Annotated in this window: 19 protein-coding genes and 2 tRNA genes; 10 read left to right on the top strand and 11 right to left on the bottom strand. The window is 72.1% G+C overall.

Going from position 1 to position 19,195, the window contains the following annotated elements:
* Positions 1-138: 138 nt before the first annotated feature.
* From IMZ11_RS33500 to IMZ11_RS33460, 10 genes are all read left to right on the top strand, one after another.
* Positions 139-210: transfer RNA gene (locus tag IMZ11_RS33500), tRNA-Gly, on the top strand.
* A gap of 14 nt (positions 211-224) precedes the next feature.
* Positions 225-299, top strand: a tRNA-Val gene (locus tag IMZ11_RS33495).
* Positions 300-833: 534 nt separating this feature from the next.
* Entirely contained in the window at positions 834-1,265 is a 432-nt protein-coding gene (locus tag IMZ11_RS45695; protein WP_255707466.1) for an SH3-like domain-containing protein, read from the top strand.
* Positions 1,262-1,573, top strand: a complete 312-nt coding sequence (locus IMZ11_RS45690) for an SH3-like domain-containing protein (RefSeq protein WP_255707465.1) — start codon at positions 1,262-1,264, stop codon at positions 1,571-1,573. Before IMZ11_RS45695 ends, IMZ11_RS45690 begins: the two co-directional genes overlap by 4 nt.
* Complete coding sequence (gene scnC, locus IMZ11_RS33485; RefSeq protein WP_228646405.1) at positions 1,570-2,265, top strand: thiocyanate hydrolase subunit gamma; 696 nt, start codon at positions 1,570-1,572, stop codon at positions 2,263-2,265. The genes IMZ11_RS45690 and scnC overlap by 4 nt, the downstream gene beginning before the upstream one ends.
* On the top strand, positions 2,262-2,600 hold the full coding sequence (locus IMZ11_RS33480) for a nitrile hydratase subunit beta (protein WP_061256992.1): 339 nt from the start codon (positions 2,262-2,264) through the stop codon (positions 2,598-2,600). Before scnC ends, IMZ11_RS33480 begins: the two co-directional genes overlap by 4 nt.
* 2 nt (positions 2,601-2,602) lie before the next feature.
* Positions 2,603-3,730 (top strand): HoxN/HupN/NixA family nickel/cobalt transporter, encoded by a 1,128-nt coding sequence (locus tag IMZ11_RS33475; RefSeq protein WP_228646404.1) that lies wholly within the window; start codon positions 2,603-2,605, stop codon positions 3,728-3,730.
* A gap of 197 nt (positions 3,731-3,927) precedes the next feature.
* Positions 3,928-6,852 (top strand): AAA family ATPase, encoded by a 2,925-nt coding sequence (locus tag IMZ11_RS33470; protein ID WP_228646403.1) that lies wholly within the window; start codon positions 3,928-3,930, stop codon positions 6,850-6,852.
* Positions 6,853-7,011: 159 nt separating this feature from the next.
* A complete protein-coding gene (locus IMZ11_RS33465) occupies positions 7,012-8,154 on the top strand; it encodes an alpha/beta hydrolase (RefSeq protein ID WP_228646402.1) in 1,143 nt (380 codons plus the stop codon).
* A gap of 1 nt (position 8,155) precedes the next feature.
* Positions 8,156-10,528 (top strand): FAD-dependent oxidoreductase, encoded by a 2,373-nt coding sequence (locus IMZ11_RS33460; RefSeq protein WP_228646401.1) that lies wholly within the window; start codon positions 8,156-8,158, stop codon positions 10,526-10,528.
* Here IMZ11_RS33460 and ligD read toward each other — a convergent pair.
* The 11 genes from ligD to IMZ11_RS33405 form a co-directional block, all read right to left on the bottom strand.
* Positions 10,504-11,748 (bottom strand): non-homologous end-joining DNA ligase, encoded by a 1,245-nt coding sequence (gene ligD / locus IMZ11_RS33455; RefSeq protein WP_228646400.1) that lies wholly within the window; start codon positions 11,746-11,748, stop codon positions 10,504-10,506. The genes IMZ11_RS33460 and ligD overlap by 25 nt on opposite strands.
* 27 nt (positions 11,749-11,775) lie before the next feature.
* Complete coding sequence (locus IMZ11_RS33450; protein ID WP_228646399.1) at positions 11,776-12,801, bottom strand: hypothetical protein; 1,026 nt, start codon at positions 12,799-12,801, stop codon at positions 11,776-11,778.
* A gap of 132 nt (positions 12,802-12,933) precedes the next feature.
* Positions 12,934-13,893, bottom strand: a complete 960-nt coding sequence (locus IMZ11_RS33445) for a TIM barrel protein (protein WP_228646398.1) — start codon at positions 13,891-13,893, stop codon at positions 12,934-12,936.
* A 70-nt stretch (positions 13,894-13,963) separates the two neighbouring features.
* On the bottom strand, positions 13,964-14,764 hold the full coding sequence (locus tag IMZ11_RS33440; protein WP_228646397.1) for a GntR family transcriptional regulator: 801 nt from the start codon (positions 14,762-14,764) through the stop codon (positions 13,964-13,966).
* Between the two features lie 69 nt (positions 14,765-14,833).
* Positions 14,834-15,598 (bottom strand): 3-oxoacyl-ACP reductase FabG, encoded by a 765-nt coding sequence (gene fabG / locus IMZ11_RS33435; protein WP_228646396.1) that lies wholly within the window; start codon positions 15,596-15,598, stop codon positions 14,834-14,836.
* Positions 15,599-15,620: 22 nt separating this feature from the next.
* Positions 15,621-16,622: a phosphotransferase enzyme family protein gene (locus IMZ11_RS33430; RefSeq protein ID WP_228646395.1), complete on the bottom strand. Its 1,002-nt coding sequence runs from the start codon at positions 16,620-16,622 to the stop codon at positions 15,621-15,623.
* A 158-nt stretch (positions 16,623-16,780) separates the two neighbouring features.
* Complete coding sequence (locus tag IMZ11_RS33425; protein ID WP_228646394.1) at positions 16,781-17,527, bottom strand: microcompartment protein; 747 nt, start codon at positions 17,525-17,527, stop codon at positions 16,781-16,783.
* The gene (locus IMZ11_RS33420; protein WP_061256977.1) at positions 17,520-17,804 is read right to left on the bottom strand and encodes a BMC domain-containing protein; all 285 of its coding nucleotides are present in this window, start codon (positions 17,802-17,804) and stop codon (positions 17,520-17,522) included. Before IMZ11_RS33420 ends, IMZ11_RS33425 begins: the two co-directional genes overlap by 8 nt.
* Before the next feature lie 43 nt (positions 17,805-17,847).
* Complete coding sequence (locus IMZ11_RS33415) at positions 17,848-18,096, bottom strand: EutN/CcmL family microcompartment protein (protein ID WP_061256975.1); 249 nt, start codon at positions 18,094-18,096, stop codon at positions 17,848-17,850.
* Complete coding sequence (locus IMZ11_RS33410; protein ID WP_228646393.1) at positions 18,096-18,575, bottom strand: hypothetical protein; 480 nt, start codon at positions 18,573-18,575, stop codon at positions 18,096-18,098. The genes IMZ11_RS33415 and IMZ11_RS33410 overlap by 1 nt, the downstream gene beginning before the upstream one ends.
* Positions 18,572-19,195 (bottom strand): BMC domain-containing protein, encoded by a 624-nt coding sequence (locus IMZ11_RS33405; RefSeq protein ID WP_061256971.1) that lies wholly within the window; start codon positions 19,193-19,195, stop codon positions 18,572-18,574. The genes IMZ11_RS33410 and IMZ11_RS33405 overlap by 4 nt, the downstream gene beginning before the upstream one ends.

The raw sequence follows: 19,195 nt of genomic DNA, 5'->3' as shown, positions 1-19,195 counted from the left end.
GCCGAGAGGCGAGGCAGCGGCCTGCAAAGCCGCGTACACGGGTTCAAATCCCGTCTCCACCTCTGGCGGATGGCACGGACACCCCGTCTGATCCGCTAAAGTAAAGAAGGCGTCGCCGAGGGAGACCTCGGAGATCGCGCGGAAGTGGCTCAGTGGTAGAGCATCACCTTGCCAAGGTGAGGGTCGCGGGTTCGAATCCCGTCTTCCGCTCGCAGTTCCTGCACGGACGATTAGCTCAGCGGGAGAGCGCTTCCCTGACACGGAAGAGGTCACTGGTTCAATCCCAGTATCGTCCACCAGCGTCGAGGACCCCGAGCCGAAAGGTTCCGGGGTCCTCTGCTTTTCCTCCACCTTTCTCTCGGCGGAGAGCAACAGCATCGCGACGGGCGTTCCTGAATCGCCTGGACGGCAGGGCCCCGCGGTTCTCGTCGCGAGCCGGAAAACGCGGGACGGCAACCGGACGGCGGCATCGGGACGGAAAGGATCCGTCTGATTTTCCGCCGGACTCCTCTCCCCGTTTCGATCCATCCCCATGGATCCCCCCGGCTGCTTGACTCGACAGGACCGGCGTCGTGTACTGGGCCACATTAGGCCGCCTACCTGCGAAGACGATCGTCACGAACCTCGGGAACACGGGCGGGGAGCGGTCGTGTGCGCCCTGCTGTCCCGGCCGGGTGGACGGCTCGGAACATCGCGCGAGGGCCGGGGAAAACCCCGCGGCGAACCCGGCAAGAAATCGCATCCCGATGCCAAGAATGCGTTTCGCGGGACGCTCAGGACGGCCGCACGGGTATCTGCCCTCAGACCGATTCTCCGAATGAACGGAGACTTCAATGGCAACGACCTCGACGCAGTACGACCAACTGCAGAGACAGGCCTCGAACCTGAGCCCCGCGGATCGCCTTCCGCTGGACTCTCCGTACGAGATCTCCAACGAGCTGTACGACGCCCTGCGCAAGGTGCTCCACGACGTCGGCGGCCAGCCCGACACGCCCGTTCCGTTCACGGAGAAGGGTGAGGAGGACTGGGAGATGAACACCTACCTCACCTGCGAATGCCTCGGGTGGCGTGGGGTGTGGAACTCCGAGGAACGGCGGCGCCGCGAGAACGACCTCGGCGCCACGCAGTACTTCGGGCTTCCGTACTACGCCCGCTGGATCACGACGGCGGCGAAGGCCCTCGTCGACCGGGGACTCATCACCACCGACGAACTCGGCCACAAGCTCGACGAGGTGCGGACCCGCCTGGAAAGGAAGCGCTCATGAAGACGATGACCCCGCGATTCCAGGTCGGCGACAGGGTCACCGTTCGCGACGCGACGACGATGTTCCACACCCGGACCCAGGGCTTCACCCGCGGCCAGACCGGCACGGTGGTGGAGCATCGGCCCGCGTGGATCGTTCCCGAGGACGAGGCGTTCGACATCATGGAGAAGGGGCGGTACACCCCCTTCTACGTCGTGCGCTTCAAGCAGACCGACCTCTGGCCGGACTACACCGGCTTCGAGATCGACACGCTCGAGACCGAGTGTTCGGAGATGTGGCTCGAACCAGCAGGCAAGGGGAAGAAATGAGCACGACGCACAGCCACGCTCCGCTCGAGGAGTCACCGCTCACCGAGTTCGAGGTACTCGAACTCGCGGTGCGCGAACTCGCGATCGAGAAGGGCCTGTTCTCGGCGGACGACCACCGCCGGTTCTCCGAATGGGCGGAGTCCCGCACGTACACCGTGGGCTCCCGGATGACCGCCAGGAGCTGGCTGGACCCGGCGTTCAAGGAGCGGCTGCTGAGCAACGGCACCGAGACCAGCAAGGAGGTGGGCGTCGACTGGCTGCAGCCGACCGGCCAGGGGACGCCCAGCGACTACACCTTCTTCTACGTCCTGGAGAACACGCCGAAGGTGCACAACGTGATCGTGTGCACGCTGTGCTCGTGCTATCCCCGGCCCGTTCTCGGGATGTCGCCGGACTGGTACCGGACGCCGAACTACCGCCGCCGGATGGTCCGCTGGCCGCGCCAGGTGCTCGCCGAGTTCGGCCTGCACCTCCCGCCGGACGTCGAGTTGCGGGTGCACGACTCCAACCAGAAGTCGCGGTTCATGGTGATGCCCATGCGGCCCGAGGGCACCGACGGATGGAACGAGGACCAGCTCGCCGCCATCGTCACCCGCGACTGCCTCATCGGGGTCGCGCTGCCCCGCGCGGACGTGACCGCCTCCCAGGTCCCCAAGCAGCCCAAGGGACGGAGCGGGGGGCACAAGCGATGAGCGGCGGAAACCGCCCGTACGACGTGCTCATGAGCACCCTGGGCGACGTGGAGGAACGGACGAGTGCCGATCTGGTGTGCGGTGAGCGGACGCCCGCTCCCTGGGAGTCCGCCATGCAGGCGACCTGCGAGTGCCTCTCCTCCGGGGGGACGCTGGACAACCTGGAGCGCCGCCAGGCGGAGGACCGTCTCGGCGAGTCGGTCTACGCCCGGTTCCCCGTTCACACACGCTCGGCCCTGATCGTCGCGCACTCGCTCATGGACCGGGACGTCATCACCGAAGAGGAGCTCCGGGCGAAGATGAAAGAGGTACGCGCCCGCCTGGAAATGGTGTAGACGTGCTCTCTGATCGAGCTAGGGCGATCACCGCGAATCCTCACAAAGGCATCGACCGGCGGGACTGGACCCGCATCGGCGCGATGGCCGCGGTGATCGTCCTTCTTCATGCCGTCGCCTGGGGCACGCTGCTGCTGGGCGTGTTGCCGGGGCACTACACGATCGGCTCCCAGGTCTTCGGTCTCGGACTGGGCGTCACCGCCTACACCCTCGGCATGCGGCACGCGTTCGACGCGGACCACCTCGCGGCGATCGACAACACCACGCGCAAACTGATGAACGACGGCGGGCGCAAACCGGTGTCGGTGGGCTTCTGGTTCGCGCTCGGCCACTCCAGCGTGGTCCTGATCCTGGCGCTGATCATCCTGGTCGGAGCACGCGGGGTCGGGATGCTGACCTCCGAGCGGTCCACGGCCCACCACGTGCTGAGCTTCCTGGGCACCGGCGTCTCGGCCGGCTTCCTCTACCTGATCGGCCTGCTCAACCTCGCCGCCCTGATCGGCATCGTGAAGGTGTTCCGGAGGATGCGCAGGGGAGACTTCGACGAGGCCGAGCTGGAGAACCGGCTCAACAGCCGGGGGTTCCTCAACCGCTTCCTCGGCGGGCTCACCCGGTCCGTCCGGAGTCCGGTGCAGATGTTCCCGCTCGGGCTCGTGTTCGGGCTGGGGTTCGACACCGCGACCGAGGTCACGATGCTCGTCCTGGCCGGGACGGGCGCCGTCGGCGGGCTGCCCTGGCATGTGATCATCGTGCTGCCGCTGCTGTTCGCCGCCGGGATGACGCTGCTCGACACGATCGACGGCACCTTCATGAACGTCGCGTACGGCTGGGCGTTCGCCAATCCGATCCGCAAGGTGTACTACAACATCACCGTCACCGGGCTCTCGGTCGCGGTCGCGCTGGTCATCGGGAGCATCGAGCTGGTGGCGATCCTGCGCGACGACTTCGGCCTGGACAATCCCGCGACGGCGTGGATCTCCGGACTCGACCTCAACAACGTCGGCTTCGTCATCGTCGGGTTGTTCGTCGTCGTGTGGGGCGTCTCGATCGGCTACTGGCACCTGTTCCGGCTGGAGCGGAGACTGGAGCAGGGATACGAACGGGCACCGGAGGCCCCACCCGTCCCCTGACCACCGCCACCGGCCCGGGATCCGATCCGCGGGCCCGGATCTGAGCCGCACAGTGCCGCACCGTGCCGCACAGAGTGGATTTTGTGCAATTCCGGATGATATGTACTGCTATCGCGGGACAAGATCTGTAAAGTGCCTTACCAATGATGTCGGCGTGAACTCGTCGTGACGCGGAACGCGTCGTTGTTGGGGTGGGCATGGAGGGTCGTACGGCCGGGCCAGCCGTACCGGGCGCTCCCACGCCGCTGGTCGGACGGCGGGACGCGCTGGGCGCTCTGCACGACGCGCTCGGCGCGATCGGGCGGGACGGGTTCCGGTTTCTCGCGCTGGCGGGCGAGCCCGGCGCGGGCAAGACCCGGCTGCTCGGTGAGCTCGCCACGATGGCCGCGGACCTCGGCCGCGTCACGATGTGGGGCCGGGCCGCCGAGTTCGAGCAGATGATGCCGTTCAGCCCGCTGGTGGACGCGCTCGACGACCATTTGGAGACCCGGCGCGCGGACATCACGGACATTCTCGGACCCACGACGGCCCGGCTGCTGGCGACGGTGTTCCCCTCCCTCACTTCGCATCACACCGGGCACCACGCGGAACCCGCGCGTTCCGGGGCGCAGGAGGAGTCCGGGGAGCCGGGCCCGGATCGGGGCGGCCTGGCGCGCTACCGGCTCTACCGCGCCGTGCGGCAGATGGTCGACACGCTGTCGGCGCCGCGCGGGCTCGTGCTGATCCTCGACGACGTGCACTGGGCCGACGAGAGCTCGCTGGAGTTCCTCGACCACGTCACGCGCCACCCGCCGACCGGGCCGGTGCTGCTCGCGGTCGCCTTCCGCCCGGCCCAGGCCCCGCCGCGGCTGGCGACGCTGCCCCTGGGCGCGGGCGCGCGCGGTCACGAGATCACGGTCGGGCCCCTCGCCCCGGAGGAGGCCGACGAACTCCTCGGCCCGCGGTTCAGCAAGGGGCGCGGCCGGGCCCTGTACGAGGCGAGCGGGGGCAACCCCTTCTACCTTGAGGCGCTGGCCAGGATGGACGGCGACGCGCCGGAGCCGATGGGGGCGCTGCCGCCCACCGTGCTCGCGGCGCTCCAGGTCGAGCTGGGCGAGCTGTCGCCCGGCGCCCTGCTGGTGGCGCAGGGCGCCGCCGTCGCGGCCGACGAGTTCGACCCGGCCATCGCCGCCGTCGCGGCCGAGGTCCCCAGGGCGTCCGCGCTCGACGCCCTGGACGAGCTGGCCCAGCGCGACATCGTCCGGGCGCACGGCGGCCGGTTCCGGTTCCGCCATCCGCTGGTCCGGCGTGCCGTCTACGAGTCGGCGGCGGCCGGCTGGCGGGTGGCCGCACACGGGCGGATCGCCGCCAGGCTGGCCGCGCTGGGCGCGCCCGCCGTCGCGCAGGCGGGCCATCTGGAGCGTTCTGGGTCGTTCGGAGACCAGCGCGCCGTCGAGGTGCTGGTCGACGCGGCCCGCGCGGTCGCCGCGCACGCGCCCGCCACGTCCGCGCACTGGCTGCAGGCGGCGGTACGGCTGATGCCCGACGCCCCCGCCACCCGCGACTCCCGCATGGAGCTGCTGCTGGAGCTCAGCCGGGCCCAGGGCGTCAGCGGGAGGTTGGCGGAGGGCCGGGACACCGCCCGCGAGCTCCTGCGCATGCTGCCGGGCGACGACTATCCCCGAAGAGGCCGGGCGGCGCGGCTGTGCGCGCTGATGGAGCGCCAGCTCGACCGCCCGCACGAGGCCCGCGCCCTGCTCCTCGACGAGCTGGGCCGGATGCCCAACCCGCGGGCGGCCGCCGCCGTTCCGCTGCGCATGCGGCTGGTGGCCGAGAGCCTCATGCGGGTCGACTTCGACGCGGCGCAGGCCGTACTCGACCTGATGCCGGACGCCGCGGAGGACTGGGAGCCCGGCCTCGCGGTGGCGGTGGCGGCGCTGCGGCCCATGTCGGCGTACGCGGCGGGCCGTACGGACGAGGCCGTGCGCTACGCCGAGTCGGCCGGGAGGCTGATGGCCGCCGCACCCGACGACCACCTGGCCGAGTGGCTGGACGCCATCGCGTGGCTGTGCTGGGCCGAGATGAACCTCGGCAGGTACGGCGAGGCCCTGCGGCACTTCGACCGGGCGGCGGCGGTGGCCGCGGCGACCGGGCAGAGCTACATCCTGACGCACCTTCTGGCGGGCAAGGCGCGAACCCTGGTCATGGCCGGCCGGCTGGCCGACGCCCTGGCGACGGCGGAGGAGTCGGAGGGTGAGGCGCGGCTGCTCGACTCCGGGCAGCAGCTCGTCTTCGCGCTCACCCAGCGTTGCCTCGCCGCGTCCTGGTCCGGTGACGACGACGCGGCGATCCTGGCCGGCGAGGAGGCGGTACAGCGCGGCGTGGGCGGCGGGGAGGTCTGGGGGGCGATGGCCCGGCACGCGCGGGGCCAGGCCCTGATCAACGCCGGTCGCCTGGAGGAGGGCGCGGAGGCCGTGCTGGACGCCTGTGACAGGTTCTCCGCGCCCCGGCTGGACCGGGGGACGCTGCTGCTCTGCTGCGAGACGCTCGCGCGGGCGGCGGCGGAGCTCGGACGCCAGGACCAGTCAGCGGCCTGGGCGGACCGGGCCGCCACGCTCGAGGATCCCGGCCTGCCCGCCTTCCGTGGGCTCATCCCGCTCGCCCGGGCGCACGCGCTGCGGGCGGACGCACCGGCCCGCGCCGCGGCGGCCGCGCGGGAGGCGGCCGGCCTGCTGGCCGTGGCGGAGCGGCGGCTCGACGCCGGGCGGGCCCTGCTGGTCGCCGGTCTGGCGCACCTGGAGGCCGGGGAGCGGGCGCGGGCCCGGGAGGACCTGAAGGCCGCGGCCGCCGCCTTCGAGACGTGCGGCGCGCGGAACCTCAAGGCGCGGACCGACCGCGAGCTGCGCCGCCTCGGAGTGCGGGTCGCGGGCGCGCCCGCCGGGAAGGCGGACACGCCGTTCGGGCTCTCTCCGAGGGAGCTGGAGGTGGCCATGCTGGTCGCCGACGGGCTCACCAACCAGCAGGTCGCGCAGCGGTTGTTCCTCAGCGTCAGGACCGTCGAGACGCACCTCTCGCGGATCTTCGCCAAGCTCGACGTCTCGTCGCGGGTCGGCGTGGCGACGGCCCTGAGTCGTTCCGGCTGATCCGAGCCGGCCCGTCCCCGATCCGGACCGGCCCGTCCGGCCCGTACGGAACTCCCTTGAACCTGAGTGACGTCTGTACGGGAGATGTACGGGTTTTCCACGATGCCGCCGATACCCGCGGTGTTGGGAACATGAACGCCGTCAAGGAGGAGTAACGAGATGGGCCACAGCATTCCGCGTTTCACGCTGGACGGTGTGTCCGGCGCGACCGTGTCGGTCCACCCGTTCACGACCGAGGACGATCTCGGGCTCACACTGACCCGGTTCCTCGACCCCGGCGCCGGCGCGTCGGAGGGCGACGTCGTGCTGTTGGTCCACGGACTGACCTCGTCCAGCGACATGTTCATCATGCCGGAGCACACGAACCTGGTCAGGTTCCTGCACGGCAACGGGTTCGGGGACGTCTGGGCGCTCGACTTCCGGATGAGCAACCGGTTCCCGTACAACGTCGAGACGCGCAGGCACACGCTGGACGACATCGCGCACTTCGACCACCCGGCCGCGTTACGTGAACTCCGCCGCCACGTTGGGGCGCGGCGGATCCATGTGATCGCGCACTGCCTGGGGTCGGTGTCGTTCCACATGAGCCTGTTCGGGGGCGCGCTTGACACCGATGACGACGGTCCCGGCAGCGGCGTCGCCAGCCTGGTCGCGAACAGCGTCGGGCCGATCCCGCGGGTCCACCCGTGGGCGCGGCTCAAGCTGAGGCTCGGCCCCGCCCTCCTGGAGCACGCGGTCGGCCTGTCCTGCCTGGACCCGCGGTTCGCGGACGCGCCGCCGCTCTCCCGCCGTCGCCTGCTGGCCGGGGCGATCTCGCTGGCCCATCCCGAGTGCCGGGAACCGGCCTGCCACATGCAGAGCTTCATGTGGGGCAGCGGCAGGCCCGCGATGTACCGGCACGGCAACCTCCACCCGGAGACGCACGTGCACGAGCGGCTGGCCGACCTGAACGGCGCGTCCGGCCTGCACTACTACCGGCACGTCGCGGCGATGGTCACGGCGGGACGGGTGGTGCGGCACGATCCCGGCGACCCGCGGCACGCCGGCCTCCCCGGCGACTATCTCGCGCACCACCTGGCGAACCCGGGGCGGGTCACCACGCCGATCCTCTTCCTGACGGGCGACCACAACGACGTGTTCACCGACTCCAACATCGTCGCCCACCGGATCCTGGAGCGGGCCGCGCCCGGGCGGCACGAGCTGGAGATCCTGCCCGGTTACGGGCACATCGACCCGATGATCGGCAAGAACGCGCACGTGGACGTGTTCCCGCGCATCCTCGACTTCCTGAAGCGGCACTGACGTGGCATCTGACACCGAACATGTGGACGTCGTCGTCGTCGGTTCCGGTTTCGGCGGCTCTGTCACGGCCTACCGGCTCGCCGAGGCCGGGCTCTCGGTGGTCGTGCTGGAGCGCGGCCGGCCGTACCCGCCGGGATCGTTCCCGCGCAGCCCTTCACAGATGGGCCGCGCCTTCTGGGACCCGGCCGAGAACCTGTACGGCATGTTCGACGTGTGGAGCTTCCGCGACTGCGACTCGGTGGTGGCGAGCGGCCTCGGCGGCGGCTCGCTGATCTACGCCAACGTGCTGCTGCGCAAGGACGAGAACACCTTCGTCCACGAGGAGCCGCTGCCGGGCGGCGGGTACGAGTGCTGGCCGGTGAGCCGCGCCGACCTCGACCCGCACTACGACGCGGTGGAGCGCATGATCGGCGTCACACCGTACCCGTTCGACCGGCCCGCCTACTCGGGCACGCTCAAGACCGGGGCGATGCGGGACGCGGCGGCCGAGCTGGGCCTCGACTGGCGGCTGCCGCCGCTGGCGATCAGCTTCGCCCCCTCCCCCGGCGCGGAGCCGGGCCTCGGACTGCCCGTCGCCGACCCCCATTACGGCAGCATGCACGGCGTGCTGCGCCGTACCTGCCGGTTGTGCGGCGAGTGCGACATCGGCTGCAACGACGGGGCCAAGAACAGCCTCGACCACACCTATCTCGCCGCGGCCCGGCACCACGGCGCCGACCTGCGCACCCTGCACGAGGTCAAGACGATCGGGCCACGACATGGGCGCGGGCACGGCGGCGGGCACGGCGGCGGGTACGCGGTCGACTACGTGCGGCACGACCCCGCCGATCCGGATCGGCGATCCGCGGGCACGATCACGTGTGATCGTCTCGTGCTCGCCGCGGGCACGCTCGGGACGTCGTACCTGCTGCTGAAGAGCCGGGCGCGCCTGCCCGGCCTCAGCGGGACGCTCGGCACCCGGTTCTCCGGCAACGGCGACATCCTCTCCTTCCTGCTCCGGGCCAGGGACCGCAGCCGCACGCTGCCGGTCAGCGCCAGCCACGGGCCGGTCATCACCAGCGCCATCCGGCTGCCGGACGGCGAGGGAGGCCGGGGGGCCTACATCGAGGAGGGCGGCTATCCGGGGTTCGTCGACTGGCTGGTCGAGGGCGCCGACGTGCGCGGCGAGCTGGGCCGGGTGGCCCGCTTCGTCGTGGACCGGCTGCGCGCCCTGGCCGGGCACGACACCAACATGTCGGCGGAGATCGCCGCACTGCTCGGGCCGGGCGACCTCTCGGGGAGCTCGCTGCCGCTGCTCGGCATGGGCAGGGACGTTCCGGACGGCGAGCTCAGGCTCAGGGACGGGCGGCTCGACGTCGTGTGGACGGCGGAGACGAGCGAGGTGTACGTCGAGCGGGTGCGGGCCACCATGCGGCGGATCGGCCATGTCCTCGGGGCCGAGTACGCCGACAGCCCGGCGCGGCACCGCGAGCGGACGATCACCGTGCATCCGCTCGGCGGCGCGCCCATGGGCCGCCACCCCGGTGAGGGGGTGTGTGACGCCCACGGCGAGGTCTTCGGCTTCCCCGGCCTGTTCGTCGCGGACGGGGCCGCGATGCCGGGCCCGGTGGGGGCGAACCCGTCGCTCACGATCGCGGCCCTCGCGGACCGCATGTGTACGCGCCTGCTGGAGGCCGGGCCACCGGTCCTCCCGGCGGGTGTGGGGGGAGACGCGGCGTGCGACCGCCCGGACGGACCGGCCCATCTGGGTGGCCCGGACCGGTCGGGCGGGCGCACGTCGCTGTCGTTCGTGGAGGAGATGCGCGGTTTCCTCGCCCCCGGCGCGACCGACCCGCGCGAGCTCGACGGCATGCCCGAGGGGGGCCGGTTCGCGTTCCGGCTGACGGTCACCGCCGACGACGTGGACCGCTTCCTGGCCGAGCCGGAGCATCCCGCCCGGGCCGAGGGATGGATCGACGCCGCCGCATGCGGGGGCCGGCGTCCGGTCGAGCGGGGCTGGTTCAACCTCTTCGCCCCGGGCGACAGCCCGGACCGCAGGGAGATGCGCTACCGGTTGCAGTTCACCGACGGCGAGGGCCGGCCCCGCACCCTCGTGGGCTGGAAGGACGTGCGTCCCGGCCCGCCGACCCGGGTGTGGCCGGACACCACGACGATGCTCGCGCGGCTGCTCGACGGCCGTCCGGCCGACGAGATGGAGGACGACGGCACGCCGGTCCTCGCGGCGGGAACGCTGCACGTGCTGCCGTCCGACCTGGCCCGGATGCTCACGACGTTCCGTACGGAGGGGCCGGGGGGCACGGCCGCGCTGGCCAGGTTCGGCCGGTTCTTCCTGGGCGAGCTGTGGGAGGTCTACCGGCCGCGCCAGGGGTCGTAGTCGACGTCGAGCGGCTCCTGGTCGGGTCGTTCCGCCTCGGGGACGTGCTGGAGGTTCACCCGGATCCGGGTCCAGGTGGAGCTGCGGCCGCGCATGGAGTCGACGAGCACGTCGGCGGGCCTGAGCAGGCGGGCGGCGCCGGGATGGCGGGCCTTCCAGCGCTCGAACCCGGCCATGGCCTCGTCCACGGTCTCGGCGCGGGCGATCTCGATGAGGGGCATGACCGAACGGCGGCGGCCCCTGGTCTCCCCGGAGTCCGCGGAGTCCGCGGCGTGTTCGGCCGCTTTGGCCTCTTTGGCCTCTTTGGCCTTATTGGCGGGCGCGGGCCGGGGGCCCTGCGCCTCGGCGAGTTCGAGCAGCCCGTCCAGTGATCCGGCCGTCTCGTCCATGGGCGCCCAGGGGTCGCCGGTCCCGGCGAGGCGGTCGGGGACCGTGGTGAGCGTGAACGCGTCCGGGCGGCACCGCTCCACCTCGTCCCAGTGGAGGGGTGTGGAGACGTGACCGGTGGGCCGCACCGAGTACGCCGAGGCGACGGTCCGGTCCCTGGCGTTCTGGTTGTAGTCCACGAAGACGCCCTGCCGCTCCTCCTTCCACCAGCGGCTGGTCGCGATCTCGGGGGCGCGCCGCTCCACCTCGCGGGCGACCGCCTCGGCGGCCCGCCGTACCTCGCGGAACGTCCACCGGGCCGCGATGCGGGAGTAGACGTGGAAGCCGCGCGAGCCCGACGTCTTGGGCCAGGCGGCCAGGCCGTGGTCCTCCAGCACGTCCCTGGCGTGCAGGGCGACCCTGACGATCTGCTCCCACCCGACGCCGGGCACCGGGTCCAGGTCGATCCGCAGCTCGTCGGGGTGGTCGAGGTCCGCCGCGCGTACGGGATGAGGGTTGAGGTCGACGCAGCCCAGGTTGACCGTCCAGAGGAGGTGCGCGAGATCGCGGATGACCACCTCGTCGGCGCTGCGCCCGGAGGGGTAGGAGAACTCCACGACCTCGATCCACTCGGGCCGCTTCGCGGGTGCCCGCTTCTGGAAGAACGGCGCGTCCTCGACGCCGTGGACGTACCGCTTGAGGATCACCGGACGGTCCGCGACGCCGCGCAGGGCCCCCTCGGCCACCGCCTGGTAGTAGGCGACCAGGTCGCGCTTGGTGTGTCCCGTCCGCGGGAAGACCACGCGGTCCGGGTTGGTGATCTTCACGTCCCTGCCGCCGGGTTCGAGCACCATGCGGCCACGATACGTGGTGACGGCGGGTTACAAAGGGACGCCGAAGATGACCCGGCCCCTGGGCTTCTCGGCCACGGTCCAGACCGTGTTCTTGCCCCGCCACACGGTGAGGTCCTCCGGCCCCTTGGGGTACTTGCGCTCCTGTACGACCTGCCCGGGGAGCGCGGTGAGCAGCCGGTCGTTCGCGCCGGTGCCGCCGGACTGGCTGAAGTACCAGCGCCCCTTGTAGGAGACCGCGCCCTGGATCTTCTGGCCGGGGCTGTTGTACGCGTCGACCGGAACGGCCGTGCCGTCCGCGTCCGCCGCGAGGGTGCCGTCGGCGGCGAGGGCCCAGCGGACCACCCGCCCGGTGCCCGAGGTGAGGTACTCGCCGGACACGAGCAGGACGGGGTCGGCGCTCCGGTCCAGCGAGGCGAACGAGAACCTCGCGCCGAGCGCCGGGTCGCAGTGCCACATGTCCGACTGCGGCAGCATGAACGAGTAGCCGAAGAGCCCGCCCTCGCTCAGGTCGCGCAGGTCGAAGATCCGCAGGCCGCCCGTGGTGTCGGGCACGTAGAGCAGGTCCTTGTACCAGACGAGCCCGCCCGCGTGCACGTTGATCGGCGTGGGGTTCCCGTCGGCGTCCGGCTCCACCAGCAGCACATGGGCGTACCGGAGCGTGGCCACGTTGAGGAAGCTGACCCGGATGCCCCGCTCCGGCTCGGCCGTGGGGTCGGGTTTCCAGTACCAGCTGACCGCGAACGCCGACGGGCTGCTCAGTCCGGCGTCGGAGCCGCACGACAGGCCCTGGGGGTACCACTTCTCGGTGGCGTCGTCCTTGGCGTCGAAGCAGAACCAGTCGCTCGCGGCTACGCCGTTGAGCGCGGCGACCGGCCGCTTGCGCGTCGCCACCCGGGACGCGGTCGCGAGGACCTTCGCCACCGTGGTCGTCCTGTGCGCGCCGCGGAAGGCCGCGAGGGCCCCCTCCCGTGCCGCCGCGCCCGCCGTGTCCCGTCGCAGCGTGTACGGCAGGGCCGCCGAGGCGGGCAGTCGCGCCACCCGAGCCAGAGCCACCTGTCGCCTCCATCGTGTGGGGATGGCTCCCACCCTGCCGCGCCGAAGCACGAAATATCGCGGTTCGGGGGGAGCGGTCACCGATTCGTGATCGAATCATCCCGAACCAGTATCCGTGAGGAGATCGCGGGGTCAGCGGACCGTGTGGCCGCCGACCAGCCCCGCCCGGGCCAGCCGATCCAGGTTGGCCCGCTGGTCGGCGGCGACCCGGCCCGGATCCCTGCCGCCGCCGGCGACGTCCTGCTCGACGACGACCCACCCCTCGTAGCCGGCCCGCCCGAGCTCGCGGACCACGCCCTCGACGTCGAGGTCACCCGCGCCGAGCGGCGGGAAGACCCCGCCGCGGACGGCCTCCCACAGGTCGCCGCCCGCCGCGCGGACCCGGGCGAGCGTGTCGCGGGAGGCGTCCTTCACGTGCACCTGCCGGATCCGGCCGGCCCAGCGGCCGATCGCGGCCACCGGATCGCCGCCCGCGAGCCACAGGTGCCCGGTGTCCAGGCAGAGGGACACGTCGGTCAGTTCGAGGAGCCGCTCGATCTCCCCGGGGGTCTCCACGTCGGTGCCGAGGTGGTGGTGGAAGACGGGCTCCAGGCCCCGGTCTCTGCACCGGGCGGCGGCGCGGAGCACCCGGACGGCGAAGCCCGCCCACTCCTCATGGGTCAGCCCGAGCCCCGGGTCCACCGGCGCCCCGGGCCGGGCGAACCTGGCCAGGTTCGGCGGGCAGGCGAGCGTCGGCCGCGGCGCGAACCTGGCGTCGTCCACGGGGACCCCGGCGAAGACGTCCAGGGCCGCGTCCAGCGCGGCCAGGTCCTCCTCGAACCCACCTGCGTCGCCGTACCGGAGGTCCACCCAGCCGCCCGCCAGGCCGAGGCCGTACCGCGTGAGCCGCCCGGCCAGCTCCGCTCCGGTCCCCAGATAGCCGATGGGGCCGGAGTCCGTGCCGGCGTATCCGGCGTCGCGCATCGTGGCGAGCATCTCGTCGGGGCCGATCGCCGCGCCCTCGGCCGCGTAGACGCCGAAGCTGACGGGCGCGCTCGCGATCCTGATCGGGCCGGGGGCGGGCGGGATGCGGTCCGGCGGGATGCGGTCCACGGCGGGGATTCCTCTCGCGCGGGTCTGCCCCGACCCCTACCCCGGCGTACGGCCGGGCACGCGGAGACGGTCAGTCCTTCGGCCGCTCGTCCGGGAAGCGGACCAGCCGTCCCTGCTCGCGTGCCGAGTGCGTGGTGCCGGTCGCCCCGCTGACATGGACGAGGATGCGGGTGCGGTCGCCCCGGAAGACGTCCTGCGAGAACTCGAACGGGACGCCCTGCTCGTCCGACGTGGTGCGGGTGATGGCCAGCACGGGGACGCCCGGCTCGACTCCGAGGACCGCCGCCTCCTCCTCACCCGCCGACACCGCCTCGATGCGCTCCAGCGCGGCGGCGGGGCGTACGCCGTACTGGCCGGCGAGCAGCTCGTAGACGGATCCGCCGAGCGGCTGCTCCAGCAGGCCGGGGAAGCGCATCGCGGGGAACCGCGCCTGCTCCAGGGACAGGGGGACGCCGTCGGCGAACCGGATGCGGACGATCTCGGTCACGAGGTCGCCGGGCTGGATGCCGAGGGCCGCCGCCGTCGGCTCGTCGGAGCCCGCGATGGTGGCCCTGACCACCCGCGACCCGGCGGTGAACCCCTGCTCGCGCAGCAGGTCGGGCACGCCCACGACGCTCGACAGGTCGCGCTCGACCTTGGTGCCGCTGACGAAGGTGCCTCCGCCGCGGCCGGGCACCCTGCGCACGGTGCCGACCTGTTCGAGCAGGCCGAGCGCCGTGCGGAGGGTGGTACGGCTGACGCCCATCCGGGAGGCGAGCTCCCGCTCGGAACCGAGCCGCTGCCCCGGCTGGAGCTCGCCAGTCGAGATCAGCCGGAGGACCTCCTGCCGAGCCGTATCGACCGCGGACTCGCCGTCCAGGTCGCGGGACACCTCACTCACCTCATTCAACGGCGGCGAACCATGAAGAACCATGAAGAACCATAGGTCCGCCCGATTAGATCACACTACGTCGAGTGCTTCCTGCGATTCCGGCAGGACCTGGCCGCCGTCCACGACGAGGGAGTGTCCGGTGATGAACGCCGCCTCGTCGGTGGCGAGGAAGAGGCAGGCGTTGCCGATGTCCTCGACCGAGCCGAGCCTGCGCATCGGGATCGCGGCCTCCATGGAGCGCAGGTACTCCTCCCCCAGGCCGGCCAGGCCCTCGGTCATGATGTTGCCGGGCAGGACGGCGTTGACCGTGATGCCCTTGGACGCCAGCTCCAGCGCCGCCGTACGCATGAAGCCGAGCTGGCCCGCCTTGCTCGCGCCGTAGTGCGACCAGCCGGGAAACCCGGTGAAGGGGCCGGTGATGGAGGACGTCAGGATCACCCGCCCGCGTCCGGACGCCTCCAGCGCGGGCAGGCACGCCCGTACGGTAAGCATGGTGCCCTTGAGGTTGACGCCGAAGACCTCGTCGATGTCGGCCTCGGTCATGTCCGCCAATTTCTTGTCAGGAAATATCCCGGCATTGGCGCAGAGGACGTCCACGCCGCCGTACCGTTCCGCGGCGGTCTCCGCGATCCGCGCGCAGTCGTCGGCGCGGGAGACGTCCGCGACGACGTGGGTCGCGCCGAGCTCCTCGGCCGCCGCCTTCAGGCCGCTCTCGTCCCTGCCCACGATCAGCACGTTCGCGCCCGCACGGGCGAAGACCCGCGCGATGCCCTTGCCGATGCCCTTGCTTCCGCCGGTGACGACGACCGACCGACCCGCGACTGAGGTGAACACACGCACTCCTTCAGAGTCCGTTTCAGAGTGATCCGGTGAGGTAACGCTCGGCGAGCTCGCAGCTGCCGTGGGTGTACCCGGCGCCCAGTTCCCCGGCGACGTCGGCGGCCGAGTGAGAGCCGATCCAGGCGACCAGGAGCAGGCGGCGGAGCATGATGAACGTCCAGATCTCGTCCTCGTCCTCCTGCGGGAGGTCGAGCACGGTCCGGTAGCCGCGGACCCAGGAGTCGATCATCCGCGGCACCAGGGGATGGTGCTCGATGAAGCTGACGGCCGCGCCGAGGTCGTAGAGATACCAGCCGAGGCCGCAGTCGTCGAAGTCGATGACGCTCGTCCCGGCGGCGTCGTCGACGAGCAGGTTGGCCAGCCGCAGGTCGGCGTGGATCAGGCCGTAGCGTTCCGGCCCCCTGCCGAACCTCGCCAGCCGGTCGCGCAACTCCGCCTCCAGCCGGGAGAGCACGGCGAGGGCCTCGCGGTCCACGCCCACGCCGTCCTGCCATCTGCCCCACCGGGGGGCCGGGCCGAACGCGGCGTCGGCGTCCCAGTGGAAGCGGGTGAACGCGGCCGGCCGTGCCCACCCGCGGGCGTGCCGGTGCATGCGCGCGGTGATCGCCCCCAGCGGCTCGAACTCCTCGACCAGGCGGTCCTCGGCGGGCTCCGCGCCGGGGAGGAACTCGAACATCACGCATCGGCGCGGCTCGGCCCCCGGATCCTCCACGGTGACGACCCGCGATCCGTCGCGGGCGGGCAGCACCGTGGGGGTCCGTATCCCGGCCTCGGCGCGTAGCGCGCCCAGCCAGTCGAGTTCGGAGGCGATCGCCTCCGGCGAGTGGTAGCCGAGCCGGTGCACCCGCAGGATCGTCCGGGATCCGCGGTCGTCCACCGCGAAGGTGGCGTTCTCCGAGACGTTGAGGAGGCTCACGTCGGCGTCCGCGGAGACGTCGTACCGCCGGAGGGCGCCGCGGGCGACCTTCTCGATTCGGGCGAGCACGTCGTCTCCCCCGGACAGGTCGTGGACCTGCATTCGTTCTCCTAGGGCTCTCGTGGCTCCTATGGGTGGGCCGCGGGCGCGGCCCGCTTCCAGGTCGTGGCCCTTCGCACATCGCGGGACGTTCCTGGATCGTTTCCGGGTGCATCCCGCGGATCTTCGCCGAGGCGCCGGCCGGGGCCGTCCGGCGCCTTTCAGTGATCCCGGCCCTCGACGGACTCCAGGACCCGGACGATCGCGTCGCGGGCCGCGCGTACGGAGCCGGGACGGCCGCTGATGTACAGCCGCCCGGCCGACCCGATCATCTGCACGTCGACGAGGGTGATGTCGGGCGCGGCCGCCTCGGCCTCGTTGGCCGCGACGGTCGCGAACAGCGCAGGGGTCATCTCGCAGACCAGCAGCGTCTCCCCCGGCAGCACCATCGACGCCTGCCGGTTGCGGTTGACGAGCACCGCGTGCTGGTCGGTGATCTCCTCGATGACGTCGGTGTAGAGGATGCGCGGCCGGAGCTGGTCTCCGGCCGACGCGCCGATGCCGTCGAGGATGGCCTGGCCGGCCCGCCGTACGTCGTCCAGGGAGGAGCCGTGCACCTCCAGCACGCCGAACTGCCGCTCGACGAACAGGATGCCGGGCTCGACGGACGGTACGGCGCGCAGCGCGAGGTCGATGACCCGCTCGATCGCCAGGCCGGGGGCGACCTCGACGATGAGCGCGTGTTGCCCCTCGTACGGCGGGTAGCCGCGGGCGCGGGTGGGCGCCGCCATCGCCGCCGTGAACTGCCGCCGCAGGTTCTCCACCAGCAGGTAGACCCGCAACTCCGCGGACCGCCGGCCGGCGGGCGGGGTCTCGGACGCGGGTGTCCCGGAGGTGGGTTCCACGGGGGCGGGCGCCGCCTTGGCGGCGCGCGCACGGGGGCGGGGGGAGGCGGGGGCGCTACTCACCGGTCGAGACGTTGAAGGCGCGCGTCAGGTCGGCGTGCGGGCGCGGGATGACGTGGACCGAGACGAGTTCGCCGACGTTGGACGCGGTCTCGGCGCCGGCCTCCGTCGCCGCCTTGACCGCGCCGACGTCACCGATGACGGTGACGGCCACGAGCCCGGAGCCGACCTGCTCGCGGCCCACGATGGTCACGTTGGCCGCCTTGACCATGGCGTCGGCGGCGGCGAGCGCCGCAACGTAACCCTTGGTCTCGATCAGGCCGATCGCGTTGTTCGCCATTGTCGTTTTCTCCTTCAGGCGGGGTCGCTTGCGGGGATGCCGCTCATTGGGGGTCGTCGATGGAACCGATGATCAGGGCGTCGATCGGCGGTGGTATCTGCCGCGCGGAGAACCAGGAGGCGGCCACCGAGCCCTGGACGATCAGGACCCGCTCGCCGATGCCGGTGCCGAGCACGTCGAAGGCGACCAGGGCGGCCCCGCCGTCGAGCTCGACCTCGAGGAAGGCGCCTCCGGGTACGCCGTCGATGCGTTTGGTGGCCCACACGCTGGCCGTGACGGTGCCGCGCAGCATCAGTCCTCCCTCTCCACGGCGAGGCCGCTCGCGCGCACCCGCTCCCTGGCGAGCGGGGTGAGCACGGCCCTCGGCCCGAGGACCAGCCGCGCGCCCGCCGCCGCCGCGGCCGCGACATGGCGCTCGGTGACGGCGCCCTTCTCGTGACGGTGCACGGTCTCCGGCGGAACCACCGCCGCCACAGCGGGCTCGGCGGGCTCGGCGGGTGCCTCCGTCCGGGCGGTCGCCGGGTCCAGGCGGAACCTGAGCCGTCCGGCACGCAGGTCGGCGCTGCGCTCCGGATCGGTCGCGAGGTCGAGGATCCGCAGGGCGAAGGCGGTGAGGTCGCCGTCGGCCCCGACCGCGACCTGCTCCACGACAGGCTCCGCGACCGGTGTCGCACCGGCGGCGGACCGCCCCGCCAGGGCCGGAAGCACCGCGGGCAGAAGGTCGCGCAGAACCTCCCTGACCAGCAGGCGAAGCTCGTCCGGCTCGGTCATCTCCGGCCTCCCGGTGACGGCACGCGGTCGCCGAGGGCCTGCCGCGCGGCGTCGGCGGCCTGCCGTACGTCGGACTCGCGGCCGGAGAGGTACACCCGGCCGGTGGCGCCCATCATGCGGTAGTCGACGACCTTCACCTCGGCCGCCTTCTCCGCCTCGTTGACGGCGAGGATGGCGTACGAGGCGGGCTGGCATTCCAGGACGAACAGCGACTCTCCCGGCAGGGCCAGCGAGCCGACCCGGTTCCGGTTGATGAGGAAGGCGTGCTGCCCGTCCAGGCTCGACACGATCTCGGAGGCGAGGATGCGGGGGGCGACCGCGTCGGCGACGGTGGCCCCGAGCGCGTCGAGCACCGCTCCGGCCGCGGCCCTGACCTCGCCGATCTGGCCGTGGAACTCCAGGTAGCCGAACTGCCTCTCGACGACCAGCACGCCCGCCTTCACGTCGGCGTGCTTGAGCGCCACGTCGGTGAGCGGCTCGATGTCCAGGCCCGGGGCGATCTCGATGATCTGCGCCGCCTGGTTGAGCCGGGGCAGCGCGCCGCGCATCCAGGTGCCGAGGTAGCACATGGTCTGCGGCTGGAGTTGGTCGATGAAGATGAAGGAGCGCAACTCGGCCAT

Origin of the sequence: Microtetraspora sp. AC03309, from assembly GCF_020826795.1 — a bacterium.
In the GTDB taxonomy this organism is placed as follows: domain Bacteria; phylum Actinomycetota; class Actinomycetes; order Streptosporangiales; family Streptosporangiaceae; genus Microtetraspora; species Microtetraspora glauca.
The sequence above is the reverse complement of the archived record's forward strand: the minus strand, read 5'-3'. Positions and strand labels throughout refer to the sequence as shown.